This window comes from Planomonospora sp. ID82291 (assembly GCF_015711645.1).
Lineage (GTDB): Bacteria > Actinomycetota > Actinomycetes > Streptosporangiales > Streptosporangiaceae > Planomonospora.
The window spans coordinates 87,210-103,453 of sequence record NZ_JABTEX010000006.1 but is presented as its reverse complement, the minus strand read 5'-3'; the positions used below and the strand labels follow the sequence as shown (position 1 = coordinate 103,453).

The following is a 16,244-nucleotide window of genomic DNA, read 5'->3' as shown; positions in this document are numbered from 1 at the left end:
GCTGACCATCCGGAAAGAAGCACCACCATTCTCCGCTGACAGCACCGGCCGGTAGCCCACCCCGTTCACCGGTCCGCCGCTGACAGCCCTCCCGTCCGGAGTCCCGGGATCACGCCTCGCCGGCCCCTCGCAGCACAGGCCGGCCGCGGAAGATCTCCCGGGGCTCCGGCCCACCCTCTGCCCGACCCGGCCCGAAGGTTTCCCAGATGAGCACCGGCGAGTCCACCCCGGCAGCACCCGCCGCGATCGACCACCCCCCTCTCATGCCCTACGACCCGAGCATCCCGAACGTCGCCCGCGTCTACGACTTCCTGCTGGGCGGCAAGAACAACTTCGCCGTCGACCGGACCGCGGCGGCCCGGCTGACCCAGCTCGTCCCTGGCCTGCAACGGCATGCCCTCTACAACCGAATGTTCCTGCAGCGCGTTGTCCACGACCTCGCCCTGGCCGGTGTCCGCCAGTTCGTCGACCTCGGCTCCGGCCTGCCCACGCAGGACAACGTCCATGAGGTCGTGCACCGGGTGGCCCCCGACGCCCGGATCGTCTACATCGACATCGATCAGATGGCCGCCGTCCATGCCCGGGCGCTGCTGGCCAGGCACCCCGACGGGCTGGTGCGGTTCGTCGAGGCCGACGTCCGCGAGATCACCGACCTGCTCGCCCGGCCCGAGCTGGCCGCGCTGGACAGGAGCCGGCCGATCGCCGTGACCGCGGTGGCCCTGTTCCACTTCATGCCTTCCACCCAGCCGAAGCAGATCGTCACCGCGCTGCGGGAATGGCTGCCGCGCGGCAGCTACCTGGCGATCAGCCACGCCACGCCCGGGACGATGAGCCCTCAGGACGTGAAGACGGCGCTGGCCGAATACCAGCGGGCGAACCTGCAGTTGCACCTGCGCTCCCCGCAGCAGGTCAGGGACTTGTTCAACGGCTTCCAGCTCCAAGACGACATCGCTCCGGTCCAGCTGTGGCGGCCGGAGTTCGCCGATGACGCGCAGGCCCCCGAAGGAGGCCACTTCATCGGAGGACTCGGCTGGCTGAAAGGCGACCGGCCGTGACGCCCCCCGCCGGACCATGCCCCGCGCCTACCGTGGCCGCGCTCCGGCGCTTGCGCATCGCGTTGCGCTCCCACCACCTGAGCGCGTACCTCCTCGAGGGCGACCTGCTGCCCCGCCTGCTGATCAACGACCTGCTGGTGGTCTTCACCGACCCGGACGGCACGCGCTACCGGTGGCCCATCGGCCACTCGGCCGGCCACCGGCCCGGGCACGAGCCGATCACCTACTGGCCGGCGGGTGATGTCAACGGCGCCGCCCAGCGGATCTGCGAGCAGATGACCCGGCTGTGCCTGGCCCGTCTGAACGCGCTGGCCACCGGCCTGCCGCCCCGCACGAGGCGCACCCTCACGGCTGCCGCAGCCTGCACGCTTCCCTGACCCGGTTTTCCTCCTCGCAAGGAGACGACATGAGCACGTGTTCCACCGGCCCGCTCCCGGCGGCACGGTCCGCCCCGGCCGCTGAGACCGCTCCCGCGCCCGAGCGCCCGCGGCGGTGGCCGGACGGATCCCCGGTCGCTGATGCGACCGAGGCGGCGCTCATCCGGATCAGCGACACCGTCAGACGGGTCCAGGCCAAGCACCGCGACGACCCGGCGCTGTGACAGCGCCCCTCACGCGCCGGTCCTTCCTCGGCCGCCTCCTGCCCGCCCGGGCCCGCCAGGCCGCGGCGCGATACGCGGCGGCCCTGCTCGACCGCTCCCGGCACCCTGAACCGGTGCGCGATGACCGCACGCCCGCCGGGTGCCCGTCGCGCTCCGGCCCGCCCCGCGCTTCCCGCACCAGCGCCTCCCGCTGAGGAGCCCGCTGCCCCCGGGCCTGCCTCGCACGCCGGCCCGCCCGGCAAGCGGCGGCACGAGAGCAGCGCGACGGTAGGCAGCCGCATGGCGCCTGGTGCGGCCGTCGCGCCACCCCTGCCCGCACGCTCGGCTTACCGGCTCTCCCGGGCGTGCGCCGCGGACCGGCCGGTCGCTTCCCACGGGGATCGGCCGGTCCGCTCCACTTGACGAAGGAGAACGATGATCAGCGGTGAGGCGCCTGCACCCACCCCGCCGCGCGGCGCCGTCCATTCCACCGATGGGCAGCGCCTTCGGCCGGTCTCCCGGCTGGCCACGCTGGTGGCCGCCAACAAGCGATTCCTGATGGCCGCCGCCGTCCACCTGGCCGGACTCGGCGTCGAGCAGTTCCTGCAGGTGCCCTCCGGCCTGCTGGCCAGCGGGGGCGTGCACGAGGCCGTGCAGCGCCGCCGGCCCGCCGCCCGGGTGGCCTACCTCGACGACGACCCGGTGGTTCTGAGCAAGGGCCGCGGCCGCCTGGACCCGGCGCAGGTGTCGTATGCGCTGCTGCTGGAAGGCCGGCTGAGCGACCCGCACGCGATGCTGGACCACGCCGGGGTGCGGACCCTGCTGGATCGGCGGCGGCCGATCGCGGTCGTGGTGAACGACGCGCTGCCGCAGGAGCGCCATCCGCAGGAGATCAGCGCGGTGCTGCGCGAACGGCTCGCGCCCGGCAGCTACCTGGTGGCCACGCGGCTGCACGCACCCGGTGCGCGGACCGTCGAGCCGGTCGCCTCCTCGGTCATCTCCCTTCCCGGCCGCCGCGCGCCCACCGCGGACGGCCTGTCGCATCTTCGGGCGCTGCTGGAGGGATGGACGCTGCTGGAGCCGGGCCTGTTCGACACCCGCCGCTGGCGGCCCGGCACCGTGCCCGCGCGCCTGACCGCCAGCGATGCGTCCCGCATCATCGGCGGCATCGGCCGCCTGGAGCGGTCATGACCCGCCTCCGCCGGCCGCCCTCCAGGGCCGCGGAGGCCTCCACAAGCTCGCGCGGTGCCCCGGCGGGGTGCCGGGGCCCGCGCGATGCGGTGCCAGCGGTGCTCCGGCGTACTCCATCCGCCGGAGCACCGGGCGCCGCCGCGTGCCGGCAGGCGCGCATCCGGCCGGGAAACCGGGTTCCCGGCCGGGCGGTGGGCGGGGCGGTCACCCGCCCTGCCCACCTGCTGCCGACGGCTGGGCGGTGATCGCCGCCCAGCCGCCCCACGCTTTCCCCAAGCGGCCCCGCGGTGACGGGACCGCCTGCCCCATCCGACCCCCTCCCTGGAAGGAACCCACCATGCCGCGATTACTGAAAGTGATGATCGCCATACTTGTTGTCGTTGCCGCTGGGTGCGGGCAATCACCTCCCTCCGCGCCGAAGGCCCACCCGGGCACTGATGCGCTGGAGAAGCCCCATCTCGTGGTCGGCTCGATGCTGATCCCCGACGCCGCGCCCCTGCACATCGCCCAGCGCAGCGGACTCTTCGCCGCCGAAGGGCTGACGGTCGAGATCGAGACCGTCCAGGGCGGCGGATACGCCATTCCGAAGCTCGTCGGCGGCAGCATGGACGTGGCGATCCTCAACTACATCACCGCGATCAAAGCCCACAGCCAGGACGTGAAGCTCGCGCTGATCGCTGACGGCTACCAGGCCGCCCCCGAGACGTTCCTGCTGATGGTCGCCAAGGACTCACCCGTCCGATCGCCGGCGGACCTGCGCGGCAAGACCATCGCGGTCGCCACCCTCCGCAGCATCGGCACCCTCACCGTCGAGGTCGCCCTGAAGGCCCACGGCCTGACCGCCGAGGACGTGACGATGGTGGAGATCCCGCTGCCGAACATGCCCGCGGCACTGAAGGCCGGCACCGTGGACGCGCTGTGGATGACCGAGCCGTTCATCACCGCCGCGGGAACCAGCCTCGGCGCCCGCAAGATCTACGACGTGATGAGCGGCCCGACCGCCGACTTCCCCATCGCGGGCTGGGGCACCAGCGCGACGTTCGCCGCCAAGAACCCCAAAACCGTCGCGGCCTTCCAGCGCGCCATGGCCAGAGCCCAGCACCTGGCGGCCTCCAACCGCGAAGCGGTCACCGCGATCCTGCCGACCTACACGAAGATCAACGAAGAGACCGCCAAGATCATCACCCTCGGCCGGTTCCCGACCACCTTGGAGCGACAGCGGCTGCAGCGCGTCGCCGACACCATGACCGAATACCGCTACCTGGACAAGCCCGTCGACGTGAGCGAAATGCTCGCGCCCGCCGCGACCACGACCGGAGGAACACCATGACCGACACCGCGACCACCACCGGGCCCGAGCTGCCGCAGCGCACCCGGACCGTCCCGAGCCAGATCGCCTCAGCGGTGCTCAGAATCGACCCCGCCGACGTCGTCCAGAAGATCCTGGACGGCGAGATGCTGCTGGCCGCGCTCGAGGTCTTCACCGACCTGGAGATCGCCGACCACCTCGCCCAGGGCCCGCTGCCGCTGAGCGAGCTCGCCGAGCGCTGCCAGGCCGAGGCCGCCGCGCTGGAGCGCATCCTGCGCACCCTCATCCCCGAGGGATTCATCCGCCGCGCCTCCACCGACGGCCGCTACCACCTGGCGGCCGTCGGGCAGACCCTGCGCAAGGACGCGCCCCGGTCGATGCGGCCCGCGGTCCTGACCCGCGGCATCCCCCTGTGGCGGGAGGCTGCCCGGACCCTGACCGCCACCGTGCGCACCGGCCGGCCCGCCATCACCACCAAACACGGCACGCCGTACGCGTACCTCGCCGAGCGGCCGGAGCGCCAGCAGGTGTTCCAGGAGTTCATGACGGCCCGCTCGACGGCCATGGGCGAGGCGCTCGCCGAAGAAGACCTGTCGGAGGTGCGGCAGGTCGTGGACGTCGGCGGCGGCCGGGGCACCATTCTGGCCGCGCTGCTGGAGCAGCATCCGCACTGCACCGGCGTGCTGCTGGAGCGCGAGACCGTCACCGAGCAGGCCCGCGCGTTCCTCACCGAACGGGACGTGAGCGACCGGTGCGAGATCGTGGCCGGGGACTTCTTCACCGGCGTCCCGGACGGCGGTGACCTGTACCTGCTGGCCAGCATCCTGCACAACTGGCCGGACGAGCAGGCGCACGCCATCTTGGTCAACGTCCGCGCCGCGATGAAGGCCACCTCTGGCAGCCACCTGTGGTGCGTGGACTGGCTCCTGCCCGACAGCGACATGGCCGACCCCGGGCTCGCCGCCGACATCAAGATGCTGAGCCTGTTCCCCGGCGGCCGCGAGCGCACCCTCAGCGCCTACACCGAACTGCTGAACGGCGCCGGATTCACCATCAGCGCGACCGTGCCGCTGTCCGCCGGCCCGAGCCTGGTCATGGCGGAACCCGCGCAGCAGTGACCGGGGTGCGGGCCGGGGCGCGGGCGGAGCGCCCAAGCCCGCACCCTCAGGTGTCCAGCGCGGCGATGGCCGCCGTGATCAGCGTCCGGGCCGCCGCGCCGTACACCGCCAGCTGCGCCAGCTCGGCGAACGCCTTGGCGTACAGGGCGATCTCCTGCGGCGGCGTGATCGTCAGCTCCGCCGAGAGCGTCTCGACCAGGACCCGCTCCTCGTCGAAGATCCAAAACCCGTTGGTCGGCCACATGACGCGGTCCCCGAGCGCCGGGATGACGCCGAGGCTGACGTTGGAGCGCGAGGCCGCGGCCAGCAGGTGGCCGAGCTGACCGGCCATCGTCTCCACCCCGCCGATCCGGGCGCGCAGCGCCGCCTCCTCTACGATGACCGCACACCGGCGCCCACCGGCGTGGAAGATCGCCTGCCGGTGCAGCCGCGCCTCCACCGCCTGGGCGCTGTCGTCGGGGATACCGCGGAAGGCCACCACCGCCTGCATCAGCGCCAGCGCGTACTCGCGGGTCTGAAACAGGCCCGGGACCAGCGACGGCTCGTAGATGCGCAGGTAGCTGGTGCGCTCATACAGCGGGATCGCGGCCTTTTGCAGGCGTTGCAGGCCGGTGCGCTGCAGGCGCCGCCACTCCACGTACATCTCGTCGATGGTGCGCAGCGACGCCACCAGGTCGGCGGCCTGCTCGCTCGCGCCGCAGTGGAAGCACCAGGCGGTGATGTCGGCCTCGGACGGCAGCTGGCGGCCGTGCTCGATCCGGGAGACCTTCGACGAATGCCAGCCCGCCCGGGCCGCGAGGTCCCGCCCGGTCAGGCCCGCGGCCTCACGGATGGCGCGCAGGCGGGCGCCGAGGGCCTGCTTGGCCTGGCTGACGGCGGGGGAGGGCGAGGACACCGAAGCACTCTTACTGGACGAGGCGGACGGGCGGGGGTCAGGCGGGCGTGTAGGCGTCGTGGTCGATTCCGGCCGCCCACACCGCCTCGAACGCCGCCGCGGTGTGCAGGTACGGTAGGCCCGGGTCGTCTCCGAGCCGGTGATGAGCGGCCCGCGCAGAAGAGGTAGGACGCGGCGCGCTCCATCACCATCGGGCCGCCGACCGGGACGCGGGTGCCGGGCGGCAGGAACGCCATCAGCTCCTTGGGCACCTCCACCAGCGTGTTGCCGACCGACAGGTCGAGCTGAGCGAGCACGACGGGACACCTCTACAGGACGTAGCGGTCACCGTCGTCGAACAGCATGAGGAGCCGCCGTCGACGGTGTCCTTGCCAAGGAAACGCAGCACCAGGAGCTTCTCCGATCGAGGGGAGCGGATGACTACCCGGCCGAGTTTGCGCGGTGTGTGCCACCGCCTCAAGGAGTTTGCGCGACTTTGCGCGAAGAAAACGGCGCGTTGCCACTGGCGAGCGGCGGCATGCAAAGCCGCGCAAACTCCTTGAGGCGCAGGTCAGCGCTCTCCTACCGTCACCGCATGCGCTCATCCTCCCCGGCGCACCCGGGTGCTTTGCACTGTCGAGCCCTCAACGGCCCGCGCATCTACGACGTCCTGCTCGGCGGCAAGGACAACGCGCTGCTGGACAAGGAAGCGGCCCTTCGCCTCGGGCGCGTGAGCCCCCGCATCGGCGAGGAGATGCGCGCCAACCGCGCCTTCCTGCGCATAGCCGTCCCCCATTTCGCCGCCGGCGGGATCGATCAGATCATCGAGCTCGGCTGCGGGTTCCCTGATGCCCCGCACGTCCACGAGGTCGTCCGCCAGGCCAGCCCGGGTGCGCGCGTCGTCTACATGGACATCGACGAGGTTGTCGCCCTGCACGCCCGCACGCACCTGCACGGCCCTGGCGTGCACGTCATCAGCGCCGACGTCGCCGACATCGGCGAGGTCCTGGAGCGCCTGGCCTTCGGCGGTGTGCTGGACCTGCGGCGCCGGACCGGGATCCTCGCCGCCCACGTGCTGGACTTCGTCCCTGACGGCACCGCGTGTGAGATCACCCAGGTCCTGGGGCGGATGCTCACCGCAGGCAGCGGCTTGGCCCTCTCCCACATCTGCACCAGCGACCTGCCGCCCGCCGCTATCAAGGCGCTGGTCCAGGCCTACGACGCGACTCCCACGCCGCTCCACCTGCGTGACCGCGCCGCCATCGAGGCGTTCTTCACCGGTTTCCGGCTCGACCGCTACGGCCTGGTCCCGGTCGCCGGCTGGGGCCCGGTCCCGCGCGCATTCCCGCCGTCCGGTGGCGTCCTGCTCGGCGGCGTCGGCTTCCTTCAGGAGCGGCCATGACCGCAGGAGCACTCCGGTGAGCGCCCCATCCCCGTCCTCGTTGCCGGGCCGGTCCCTGGCCGTCGGAGACACCGTCCTCATCCGCGGCCTGGAGCGCAGCCGCGTGGACAGCCGCCACTCCACCTGGCTGATCGGGCGCACCGGCCGGGTGAGCGCGCTGCTGGCCGCCGGCGGCCACGCCGAGATCACCATCGACGTGACCAGCCTGCCCGCGGCCGCCAGGCGCCGCACCACCTGGACACTGCACACCGGTGACCTGGAACGCACCGCATCACTGGCGGCCGCGCCCCGGACCGAACCCCGGCCCGGTGATCGCGTCACGGTCGCCCAGCTGCTGCTCAGCCACAGCGACACCTGCGCTCACCACAGTCTCGTCGGTCAAAGCGGCGTGATCGCCGCGGTTCACCGCGACGGCACCCACGCCCTGGTGCGCATGGACGAAGAGATCTACCTCCCCGGCGCCGGTCCGGTGCACCGGCTGGTTTTCCACCTGGGAGACCTGAAGATCCTCTGCGCTCCATGCGCTCCACGTCCTTCGGGCCGCCACGGCACCGGCCTGGACTCCGGCCGGCTTCGCCACGCCGTCGCCCTCACCGGCGAGGTGCGGCGCCGGCCCGTGCCCGCGGTGTGCGGGACCACCGCGACACCGGTTGTGATCGGCGACTGGACCGTGCCGTTCGAGCCTGATCTGGAGCGCACCTGCCCGGCCTGCGCCGCCACCGCCGCGGCCGTACCCCGCGACGGCGAACTCGCCGGGACCGCCGCGTGAGAACGGCCGAGCCGCTCGCCGCCATCGCCGCGGTGGTCGTCGACGAACGGGAAGCGGTTCACCGGTGCGTGAGGCCGGCCCGCAGCGCGGTGCCGGTCATGCGACCGGCCCGGTTCTCCGGGCCGCCGCGCCGTACACCGCCAGCTCGACACCGTGGGGCCACTCACCTGACTGCACGCATGCACCACCTCGACCGGCATTCCCGCGCGGAGATCTCGGCGATCACGTTGACGGACCCGAGCACCGTGGCGGATCGTCGCCGGTAGACGATGCTCGGGCTTCATCGGGAGAAAAGGACGAACGTTGACCGCCCTACAGCACGAACCTTCCCCCGCCGGCCACACTGAACTGCGGTTTCTGTGGCTAGAAGTGACAGAACGTTGCCAAGCGTCCTGTATGCACTGCTATGCCGGTTCTGGTCCGGACGGCACCGACGGCACCATGCGCCCCGACGACTGGATCGACGTCCTGGACCAGGCCGCCGACCTCGGCGTGACCATGGTCCAATTCATCGGCGGCGAGCCCACCCTGTACGCGGCGCTGCCCGACCTGATCGCGCACGCGATCGGGCGGGAGATGCAGGTGGAGGTGTACTCCAACCTCGTCCACGTCACCCCGGCCATGTGGGACGTACTCGCCCAGCCCGGCGTGCGGCTCGCGACGTCGTTCTACAGCGACGATCCCGCTCAGCACCGGCAGATCACCGGCCGCGGCACCCTGGCGCGCATCCAGGCCAACATCACCCATGCCCTTCGCCGGGACATCCCGCTGCGCGTGGGAGTCATCGACCTGGGCGGCGGCCAGCGCGTCGAAGCCGCCCGCGCCCTGCTGTCCGACCTCGGCGTGACGAGCATCGGCCTGGACCGGATGCGGCTGCTCGGCCGCCCCGCCACGATCCCCTGCGATGCCTCCCAGCTGTGCGGCCGCTGCGGCGACGGCATCGCCGCGGTGCTTCCCGACGGGACCCTCACCCCGTGCCCGATGGCCCGATGGCTGTCGGCCGGCAGCGTCCGCACCGATGCGCTGGCCGACCTGGCCACCGCCGCCCGGCGCATCGCCGAAACGCACATCACGCCCGCGCTCCCGCACTCCTGCCGGCCGCCGTGCGAACCGCAGTGCAATCCGGGCTGCAACCCCGGCGTCGACCAGCCCGGTGGCGGCGACGGCTGCCAGCCGAAGATGAACTGCAACCCCAACAGCGCGTGCAAGCCCCAAGAGCCATGTCGGCCGGACGTCTCCTGCAAGCCCCGGTAGCAGGACGCGAGCCGATGAGCGTCGATCTCTACCCGCCCCGTCACCGCGACGGCGTGCGCGCGCTGGCCGACTACCTCACCGCATCCGGGGTGCTCGGCCCTTGCACGCCGTCGGGCCGCGTCTGGGTACGCGCCCTGCAGGACGTGCCGCGGCACCTGTTCGTCCCCGCCCGGGCGTGGGCCCAGCCGATGGACGAACGGCCCGAACACCTCATCGACCACACCGCCGACCCCGCTGCCTGGTGGGAGGCGATCTACTCCAACACCTCGATCATCACCCAGCGGGGCGACGGCACCGCCGATGTCGCCGACCTCACCGCACCGGCCACCTCCTCCCTGTCGTGCCCGCACGTCGCCGCCGAGATGCTCTGCCTGCTCGACCTCGACAACCACCATCGGGTGCTGGAGATCGGCACCGGCACCGGCTGGAGCGCCGCGATGCTGTCCTGGCGGCTGCGCGATGACCAGGTGGTCACCGTCGAAATCGATCAGCAGGTCGCCGAACAGGCCGCGGCCAACCTCGCCGCCGCTGGGTGCAAGCCGACGCTGATCGTCGGCGATGGCGCTCTCGGCCACCCGGGTGCGGCACCCTACGATCGCGTTCACGTCACCTGCGGGGTACGCGACATCCCGCCGGCGTGGATCGAGCAGACCCGCCCGGGCGGGGTGATCGTCGCCCCGTGGATGCCCGCCCACGGCCAATGGGGAGAGCAGGTCCGCCTCGACGTCCTCGGCGACGGCCACGCCATCGGCCGCTTCCGCGGGGGCGCCACCTTCATGATGCTGCGCGCCCAGCGGCCCCCGCACCGCTGGCCCACCTACCCCGCCGACGGCGCCGTCCTCACCGACCGGCTCGACCCGCGCACCATCGCCGCATCCTGGGGGCAAGGTTTCGGCCTGTACCTAGCCGGAGCTGCCCCGCACCTGCTGATCACCTCAACCGGGTGGGAGCAACTTCCCGACTGGGGTTGGGCGTGGATCATGCGGCTGCGCGACCTGCACGGCAGCGGATGGGCGATTGCGACAACCGGCCCCAGTCAGGACGACATCGAGATCACCCAAGACTCAGAGCAGCCGTTGTGGTCGCAATTGCGGGCGGCCTTCCTGGCCTGGCTGCGCGCCGGCAGACCCGGCCGAGACCGAATCGGTCTCACGATCACCCCTGAAGGCCGCCGCATGTGGCTTGATGTACCCGGTCAGCAGGTGCCGCTGCTCGCCTGAACACCGCACTGCAAGCCCGCCGCGGAAGCGACCGCCCCCATCGGGAGACCCGCCGCCCGGCGAGCAGCTTCGTACCGAACTACGCGTGCGCGCCCAAGGCCAAAGATTCTGACCGCTGAAGCCAACCGGCTGGGTACGGATCTGCGGCTGCTGAAGCTACGTACCGGGACCGGGCGGCTTCCCGCAGTCCTGCCCCACGCTTTCACCGGGATCGACACCGTCGAGATTAGTGACTTTCCGTAGTCAGCGATGGGCGGAGAGGGTACAGCTGGAGCATGCTCATCCTGCTGCGGCGGCACACCGCCGTCCTACTCACCCTGCCTATGGTCGCGCTGGCCTCGACCGCCCTGCCGGCCACCGCGACCACGGCACTGCCACAGACCCAGCCAGTACCGGCCGATCTGCCGGAGCCGTCACCAGTGAACGTCGCACGCACCGAACTGGCCGGCCTGGTCGTGACCCCTGCGCGCCCGATGACCGGCTACAGCCGGGCGAAGTTCCCGCACTGGGCCGCTCAAGGTGACGGCTGCGACACCCGCGAGGTGGTTCTGGAGCGCGACGGCCAGGCGGTGCAGCGCGACGCCGACTGCCGCGCCACCTCCGGCACCTGGACCTCCCTGTACGATGACCGCATCCTGACCGTCGCCTCCCAGGTCGATATCGACCATGTTGTCCCACTGGCTGAGGGGTGGCGCTCGGGTGCCAGTGCCTGGACCACGACCCGGCGCAAGGCCTTCGCCAACGACCTGGCCCGCCCGCAGCTGATCGCGGTCTCGGCCGCCTCCAACCGAGCCAAGGGCGACCAGCCGCCGAACCTGTGGAAACCGCCGTCCCGCGCCTCATGGTGCATCTACGCCCGCGCCTGGGTAGACGTCAAACACCACTACGCGTTGACCGTCACCAGCCAGGAGAAGACCGCGTTGACCGAGATGCTCGACACCTGCCGCGCTCCGGCCCGGTCCCGTCCATGAGCACCCCTACCGGCACCGAACGGTACGTCGACCAAGTGGTTGCGGGGCCCGGCGGAGTGATGACCGACGAGGTCGGCGTCATCACTGGCGACCTCACGGTTGCCACCGAACTCGGCCCTCGCCAGGTGCGGGTATGGGTGCAGTACACCGGCGCCGAGGAATGGTACGAGGTCACTGGCAGCCCTCTGCCCGTCCCCGATGCCGCCGACACCGGCATGCGCTTACACCAGGCGATCGTGGCCGCCGCGGCCACAGGTCTGCCCACCGGCTTGACCTCGGCCGCCCTGCCGATCTGACCACCATCGAACGAGACCAGTTCCTGAAGGGCGCGCGTGACCGATATGGTTGCTTCCCCTTTCCCCATATCGGGAAAGCAGGGAGCCGCTCTTTGCTGTGCCGGGCGGGCGCTCTCGTGCTTGCACCGTCCACTCGAACAGATCGTGCGTCACGGTGGGTACCGCTGGCGGCCGACAGGTTCAGCCGGTGAGTTCGACCGGGCGGGCTGGGGCGCCGTCGGTGAGATACCCGGACACAAGGGCGGCGAGACCGATCGGGTAGACCTTCTGGTCGCTGGCGTGCACTTCGGCCAGCGTCCACCAGCGCCAGGCGCGAATCTCATCTGGCTGGGTCGCCGCCTCGGGCCGGACCTGCTCGGTGCGTACCCGGGCGATGTAGTACCGCTCGACCTGGCGCACCGGCTGGCCGGCGATTGAGTGATCCTTACGCCGGACGGCAAGGTGCGGGCCGAGCTTGACGTCGCTGACGCCGAGTTCTTCCCGCATCTCCCGGACGGCGGCGGCGGTGTGGTCTTCGCCGGGCTCCAGACAGCCGCCGGGGGTGGCCCAGAAGGAGGATCCGCTGTCTTCGTCGTAGCGCAACAGCAGGATGCGGTCGTGCTCATCGAGGGTGATGACGCGGGCGGCCTGGCGTAAGGTCGGTGCGGACATGGAGCCGATCGTCTCAGACTCACCTGCTGGGCGTGCGGTGATGATCGATGCGCAGCTCCACCCCCAGACATGACCAGCGGCACGAAAAGACCTCATCGGCCGCCACGTGCCCGCACCGGCAACCGCCCGCCCGCAGATACGCATGCAGGGTCGCCGGTCAGATCCAGGTGTAGGTGGCGTCCGTGATCGGTGCCACCCACGGGTTCCCAGCAGATGCCTCCGGGTGAGCCAGCGCCGACAGCACTCCACCGACCAGCGGGAACAGCGGCAGCTCGGCGGTCGTGCGGTAGTTGACCCATTCGATGGCACCAGGTTCGTGGCCACCGGGCACCTCGTCGTACTCGATGGTAGCGAGCGTGGCCCGTACGCCCAGGGAAAGGTGGCATCGGAAGATCAGGTGGATTTTCCGGGGCGGTGGGGTGGGGCCAGGCCGGGTGACCATCTGGTCCTGGATCCAGCACAGCTCGGGTTCGGTGGCCTGGCCCGCCTCCAGGTGCAGTTCTTCGGCGAGCTCACGCCGCAGCGCACCGAGCATGTCCTCCCCAGTCTCGACGTTGCCGCCGGGCAAGGTGTAGTGCGAACCGCTTGGCCGGTCGCGGCGGATCAGGGCGACGTCACCGCCGCAGAAGACCACGGCGCCGACGCGGGCCTTCACTCGGGAGAAGGGCATGAGGTCGCTCATGGTCGAGAGTCTTCCCCCACGCCATGGTGCGGCACCCAGGAGACAGAGGTTTCCCGAAAGTGCCGCACAAATGGCCGGACATGATCATGCCAGGTCGCGTACAGGTGTCCGGTAGGCCGGGGCCATGTCCACGAATCGGCCGTAGTGGCCCTGGAACGCCACGACCGCGGTGGCGGCTGGCCCGTGCCGGTGCTTGGCAACGATCAGGTCGGCCTCACCGGCACGGGGCGACTCCGGGTCGTAGACATCCTCGCGATGCAGCAGGATCACCAGGTCGGCGATATGCGCCACCGCGCCGGAGTCACGCAGATCGGTATACAGGCTAGGAATCTTATCGGGGCGGCTTTCCAGTTGGCGGTTGAACCGTGCCGCCACCACGACGGCGATTCCCAGGCGCATGGCGACCGCCTTCAACTCCTGGGCGATCTCGGTGACCTCCCGTTCACGGGTATCGGATCGGATGTCCGGCCGTACGGCGTGCAGGCCATCGACCGTCACCAGCCGTGTCCGGTACTCGGCGTGCATCCGGGTGATCTGCTCGCACAGCTGCGCGACGGTCCAGTCGGCCGGGGTCGCGATGTGCAGCGGCGCTTCCGCGGTCTTCTCCATGGCCTTCGCCACACGAGCCCATTCCTCGTCCGTCATCGCGCCGCGCCGCATGGCGTGCAGAGCGACACGCGCTTCCGCCGACGTCACCCGCAGGGTGATGTCGGCAAGCAGGGACTCGTAGCTGACCATGAAGGTCGGCAGGTTGTTCCGCAGGGCCGCGCTGCGGCAGAAGTCGTTGAGCAGCGTGGTCGTGCCGACCGCGGGCCGCGACGCCACCACGGTCAAGGTTCCCGGAGACAGTCCGCCGCCCAGCAGGACGTCGAGATCCTCAAATCCGGTAGGAATGCGCAGTGACCTGTCCTGGCGAGCGTTGAGGGCCTCCAGCAGATCCAGTCCTTTGCTCAACGCCTCATTCATTGACGTCGGCTCATCCACGTTGGGCATGCTCGTCATCGGGTACTGACTCCCTACCGGCTCCGGAGAAGTTCTTCTCGGGTAACTATGCGCGGTGGCTACGACAATTGACCTGTGAGACCTTCGCTCAGAGCTCCGTGGCCCGCCCAACGTGCTTCAAGAGCTTGCCGTGGGTTCGTGTGGATTCCGGCGAAGATGGGCGAGCCGATCAGGGCAAGGAGCCGAAGCCGGCTAGATCGGCCAGGAGGTCGTCGCCCGTGGTGAGGTCGGTCAGGGCGTGCACGCCGCTCGGTGGTGTAGAATCCAGAACGCGCCAGATTACCTGGGATCGCGGGCCAGGTGGCCACCTGAAGCATGGCGGGCTTCCCCTTGCGAGAAATCGGTCAGCTGGACTCGAGATACGGGCGGCCGTCCTGGGCTGCTTCCAACTGCGCCCGGGTCAAGACCGTGCCCTTGGCCCATGAGCGTTGCGCGAGTTCCAACAGGCCCTTGGGAACGGCAGCGGTGAGGCGGCCGGGGGCGGCGGCGTTGATGTCGTCCAGGAGCCGATTGACCAGCAACGCCAGCGTGGACGGACCCGCCCCGCGGTATCCCCACGCCGGCCCATACGGGGAGGTCTGAGGGGCCGGGTAGAGGGTCCCGTCACCAGTGCGCACCCAGACCGGCTCGTCGAGGATCAGCTCGGTCAGCGGGCTGGTGGCTGGCAGCCGCTGCGGAATGGCCGCCAGGAGTTCAATCCGCCGTCGGCGCTTCACGCGGATAGCCGGGGCGTCGGTCACCGGATCGAACAGCAGATCAGCCGCTTCCTGGCGCGGATCCAGCAGTTCGAAGACGGCACTTCGGGACGCCGGGACCAACCGCTGCGCCCACTGTCCGCCCAACGAGGTGGCCGGGTCGATAGCCTCGATCATGCTAAAGGGAAAGTCCTGCCCCCCGTTCCACCGCAGCACCTGGCGGACGCAGGCGATGGCCAAGGCATCAGTGCGGGCCAGGATCTCCAGCCACCCGGCCCGGCGGACGTCATCGGGCAAGTCGTCATGCTCAACTGCGGGAACCGCAAGCGGAGTGGCGGCCACCACCGTGGTGGCGGGCGTGGTCCACTCCCCGATGAGCTTCAGGTGGGATTCGGCGTGCTCGGCGACGCGATAATGCCAGGTCTGCACCAGGTTCATCAGCGTTTGCTGAGCCGGACCCCCATGATCGACGATGACGGCCAGACGGAGCAGCGGCGCCGGATCCAGGTCGGGGACGGCCGCGGCCACCACCGGCACGCTGCCCGGATGCCAGGAGGTCAGCAGCTCGCCGATGCGCAGCCCCGGAGGCCAAAACGGCATCGGCATACCGAGCACCTGCGACAGCGTCGACCACGCCACCTCATAGGTCTGCTCGAGATCGGCGGGAACGACACCGTAAACAGACGGGCCGTCAGCGCCGTAATCGCCGCCCACCATGACGATCGCGGCCGCATCCGCAAGATGCTCGGCTGCGCCGACCAGCTCGGCCGGATAGGTGAGGGCGTCGAAGAGCTCCGGCCACAGCACCCACACCGTCCCGGCACCGGTGTCCCAGCCCAGCGCCGTCACACCGCCCGGGATCGTCTCGGCGCCCAGGTAGTGGGCGGGGCGGGTGGCCTGAGGCCAGTACCTCACCGGGACCCGGTCTCGCAGGCCCGGATCGACGGCCGCCCAGGCGTACACCTGTGCCCGATGCCAGTACGGCCGGTTGCGGCTGTCCCGGCCGACCGGTGGTGTGAAAGCACCGCTTCTAATCGCGCGCCGTACCTGCCACGATGACCGGTGTAGCAGCCGCGCGCAGGCTGCCACGTCCATTGACTGGGGGTCGGTTTCACCGGCACCGCTCATGACATCAACGGTAAATCCGGTCATCGGCAAATCTCACCTCTGTGGCC

At 70.7% G+C, this 16,244-nt stretch carries 17 protein-coding genes; 12 read left to right on the top strand and 5 right to left on the bottom strand.

Translation table 11 applies throughout. The features are described from left to right. The first annotated feature begins 206 nt into the window (after positions 1-206). The 6 genes from HS045_RS29945 (at position 207) to HS045_RS29920 (ending at position 5,253) form a co-directional block, all read left to right on the top strand. Complete coding sequence (locus HS045_RS29945; protein WP_196454967.1) at positions 207-1,055, top strand: SAM-dependent methyltransferase; 849 nt, start codon at positions 207-209, stop codon at positions 1,053-1,055. A 50-nt stretch (positions 1,056-1,105) separates the two neighbouring features. Next, the gene (locus HS045_RS29940) at positions 1,106-1,432 is read left to right on the top strand and encodes a hypothetical protein (protein ID WP_196454966.1); all 327 of its coding nucleotides are present in this window, start codon (positions 1,106-1,108) and stop codon (positions 1,430-1,432) included. A 29-nt stretch (positions 1,433-1,461) separates the two neighbouring features. Further along, positions 1,462-1,656, top strand: a complete 195-nt coding sequence (locus tag HS045_RS29935; RefSeq protein WP_196454965.1) for a hypothetical protein — start codon at positions 1,462-1,464, stop codon at positions 1,654-1,656. Positions 1,657-2,070: 414 nt separating this feature from the next. Further along, positions 2,071-2,826 (top strand): SAM-dependent methyltransferase, encoded by a 756-nt coding sequence (locus tag HS045_RS29930; protein WP_196454964.1) that lies wholly within the window; start codon positions 2,071-2,073, stop codon positions 2,824-2,826. 337 nt (positions 2,827-3,163) lie between these two features. After that, positions 3,164-4,156 (top strand): ABC transporter substrate-binding protein, encoded by a 993-nt coding sequence (locus tag HS045_RS29925; RefSeq protein ID WP_374191425.1) that lies wholly within the window; start codon positions 3,164-3,166, stop codon positions 4,154-4,156. Continuing rightward, positions 4,153-5,253, top strand: coding sequence for a methyltransferase (locus tag HS045_RS29920; RefSeq protein ID WP_196454962.1), 1,101 nt, complete (start codon positions 4,153-4,155; stop codon positions 5,251-5,253). The genes HS045_RS29925 and HS045_RS29920 overlap by 4 nt, the downstream gene beginning before the upstream one ends. Before the next feature lie 46 nt (positions 5,254-5,299). Here HS045_RS29920 and HS045_RS29915 read toward each other — a convergent pair whose 3' ends face one another. Then, positions 5,300-6,148, bottom strand: a complete 849-nt coding sequence (locus HS045_RS29915; RefSeq protein WP_196454961.1) for a helix-turn-helix transcriptional regulator — start codon at positions 6,146-6,148, stop codon at positions 5,300-5,302. A gap of 574 nt (positions 6,149-6,722) precedes the next feature. Between HS045_RS29915 and HS045_RS29910 the strand changes: the two genes are divergently transcribed. The 6 genes from HS045_RS29910 (at position 6,723) to HS045_RS29885 (ending at position 12,039) form a co-directional block, all read left to right on the top strand. Continuing rightward, positions 6,723-7,529: an SAM-dependent methyltransferase gene (locus HS045_RS29910; RefSeq protein ID WP_196454960.1), complete on the top strand. Its 807-nt coding sequence runs from the start codon at positions 6,723-6,725 to the stop codon at positions 7,527-7,529. Between the two features lie 16 nt (positions 7,530-7,545). Then, positions 7,546-8,298: a hypothetical protein gene (locus tag HS045_RS29905; RefSeq protein WP_196454959.1), complete on the top strand. Its 753-nt coding sequence runs from the start codon at positions 7,546-7,548 to the stop codon at positions 8,296-8,298. Between the two features lie 369 nt (positions 8,299-8,667). Next, a complete protein-coding gene (locus HS045_RS29900) occupies positions 8,668-9,552 on the top strand; it encodes a radical SAM protein (RefSeq protein ID WP_307827796.1) in 885 nt (294 codons plus the stop codon). 14 nt (positions 9,553-9,566) lie between these two features. Further along, positions 9,567-10,772 (top strand): methyltransferase domain-containing protein, encoded by a 1,206-nt coding sequence (locus tag HS045_RS29895; protein ID WP_196454957.1) that lies wholly within the window; start codon positions 9,567-9,569, stop codon positions 10,770-10,772. A gap of 275 nt (positions 10,773-11,047) precedes the next feature. After that, positions 11,048-11,743: an HNH endonuclease family protein gene (locus HS045_RS29890; protein WP_196454956.1), complete on the top strand. Its 696-nt coding sequence runs from the start codon at positions 11,048-11,050 to the stop codon at positions 11,741-11,743. Between the two features lie 59 nt (positions 11,744-11,802). Continuing rightward, positions 11,803-12,039 carry a hypothetical protein gene (locus HS045_RS29885; protein WP_230885097.1) on the top strand — a complete coding sequence of 79 codons (237 nt, stop codon included), beginning with the start codon at positions 11,803-11,805 and terminating at the stop codon, positions 12,037-12,039. 180 nt (positions 12,040-12,219) lie between these two features. On the opposite strand, the gene HS045_RS29880 is transcribed toward HS045_RS29885, so the two are convergent. The 4 genes from HS045_RS29880 to HS045_RS29865 form a co-directional block, all read right to left on the bottom strand. Continuing rightward, complete coding sequence (locus tag HS045_RS29880) at positions 12,220-12,690, bottom strand: NUDIX hydrolase (RefSeq protein WP_196454954.1); 471 nt, start codon at positions 12,688-12,690, stop codon at positions 12,220-12,222. Between the two features lie 157 nt (positions 12,691-12,847). Beyond that, entirely contained in the window at positions 12,848-13,360 is a 513-nt protein-coding gene (locus HS045_RS29875) for an NUDIX hydrolase (protein WP_230885096.1), read from the bottom strand. A gap of 96 nt (positions 13,361-13,456) precedes the next feature. Continuing rightward, entirely contained in the window at positions 13,457-14,365 is a 909-nt protein-coding gene (locus tag HS045_RS29870; RefSeq protein ID WP_196454952.1) for a DnaB-like helicase C-terminal domain-containing protein, read from the bottom strand. 353 nt (positions 14,366-14,718) lie between these two features. Continuing rightward, on the bottom strand, positions 14,719-16,221 hold the full coding sequence (locus HS045_RS29865; RefSeq protein WP_196454951.1) for a hypothetical protein: 1,503 nt from the start codon (positions 16,219-16,221) through the stop codon (positions 14,719-14,721). Between the last annotated feature and the right edge of the window lie 23 nt (positions 16,222-16,244).

Excerpts from the sequence above, each read along its gene's own strand:
- HS045_RS29880 (WP_196454954.1), bottom strand. The coding sequence starts at position 12,690 with ATGTCCGCACCGACCTTACGCCAGGCCGCCCGCGTCATCACCCTCGAT.
- HS045_RS29925 (WP_374191425.1), top strand. The coding sequence starts at position 3,164 with ATGCCGCGATTACTGAAAGTGATGATCGCCATACTTGTTGTCGTTGCC.
- HS045_RS29930 (WP_196454964.1), top strand. The coding sequence starts at position 2,071 with ATGATCAGCGGTGAGGCGCCTGCACCCACCCCGCCGCGCGGCGCCGTC.
- HS045_RS29865 (WP_196454951.1), bottom strand. The coding sequence starts at position 16,221 with ATGACCGGATTTACCGTTGATGTCATGAGCGGTGCCGGTGAAACCGAC.
- HS045_RS29895 (WP_196454957.1), top strand. The coding sequence starts at position 9,567 with ATGAGCGTCGATCTCTACCCGCCCCGTCACCGCGACGGCGTGCGCGCG.
- HS045_RS29875 (WP_230885096.1), bottom strand. The coding sequence starts at position 13,360 with ATGCCCTTCTCCCGAGTGAAGGCCCGCGTCGGCGCCGTGGTCTTCTGC.
- HS045_RS29870 (WP_196454952.1), bottom strand. The coding sequence starts at position 14,365 with ATGCCCAACGTGGATGAGCCGACGTCAATGAATGAGGCGTTGAGCAAA.
- HS045_RS29920 (WP_196454962.1), top strand. The coding sequence starts at position 4,153 with ATGACCGACACCGCGACCACCACCGGGCCCGAGCTGCCGCAGCGCACC.
- HS045_RS29910 (WP_196454960.1), top strand. The coding sequence starts at position 6,723 with ATGCGCTCATCCTCCCCGGCGCACCCGGGTGCTTTGCACTGTCGAGCC.
- HS045_RS29890 (WP_196454956.1), top strand. The coding sequence starts at position 11,048 with ATGCTCATCCTGCTGCGGCGGCACACCGCCGTCCTACTCACCCTGCCT.
- HS045_RS29945 (WP_196454967.1), top strand. The coding sequence starts at position 207 with ATGAGCACCGGCGAGTCCACCCCGGCAGCACCCGCCGCGATCGACCAC.
- HS045_RS29885 (WP_230885097.1), top strand. The coding sequence starts at position 11,803 with ATGACCGACGAGGTCGGCGTCATCACTGGCGACCTCACGGTTGCCACC.
- HS045_RS29935 (WP_196454965.1), top strand. The coding sequence starts at position 1,462 with ATGAGCACGTGTTCCACCGGCCCGCTCCCGGCGGCACGGTCCGCCCCG.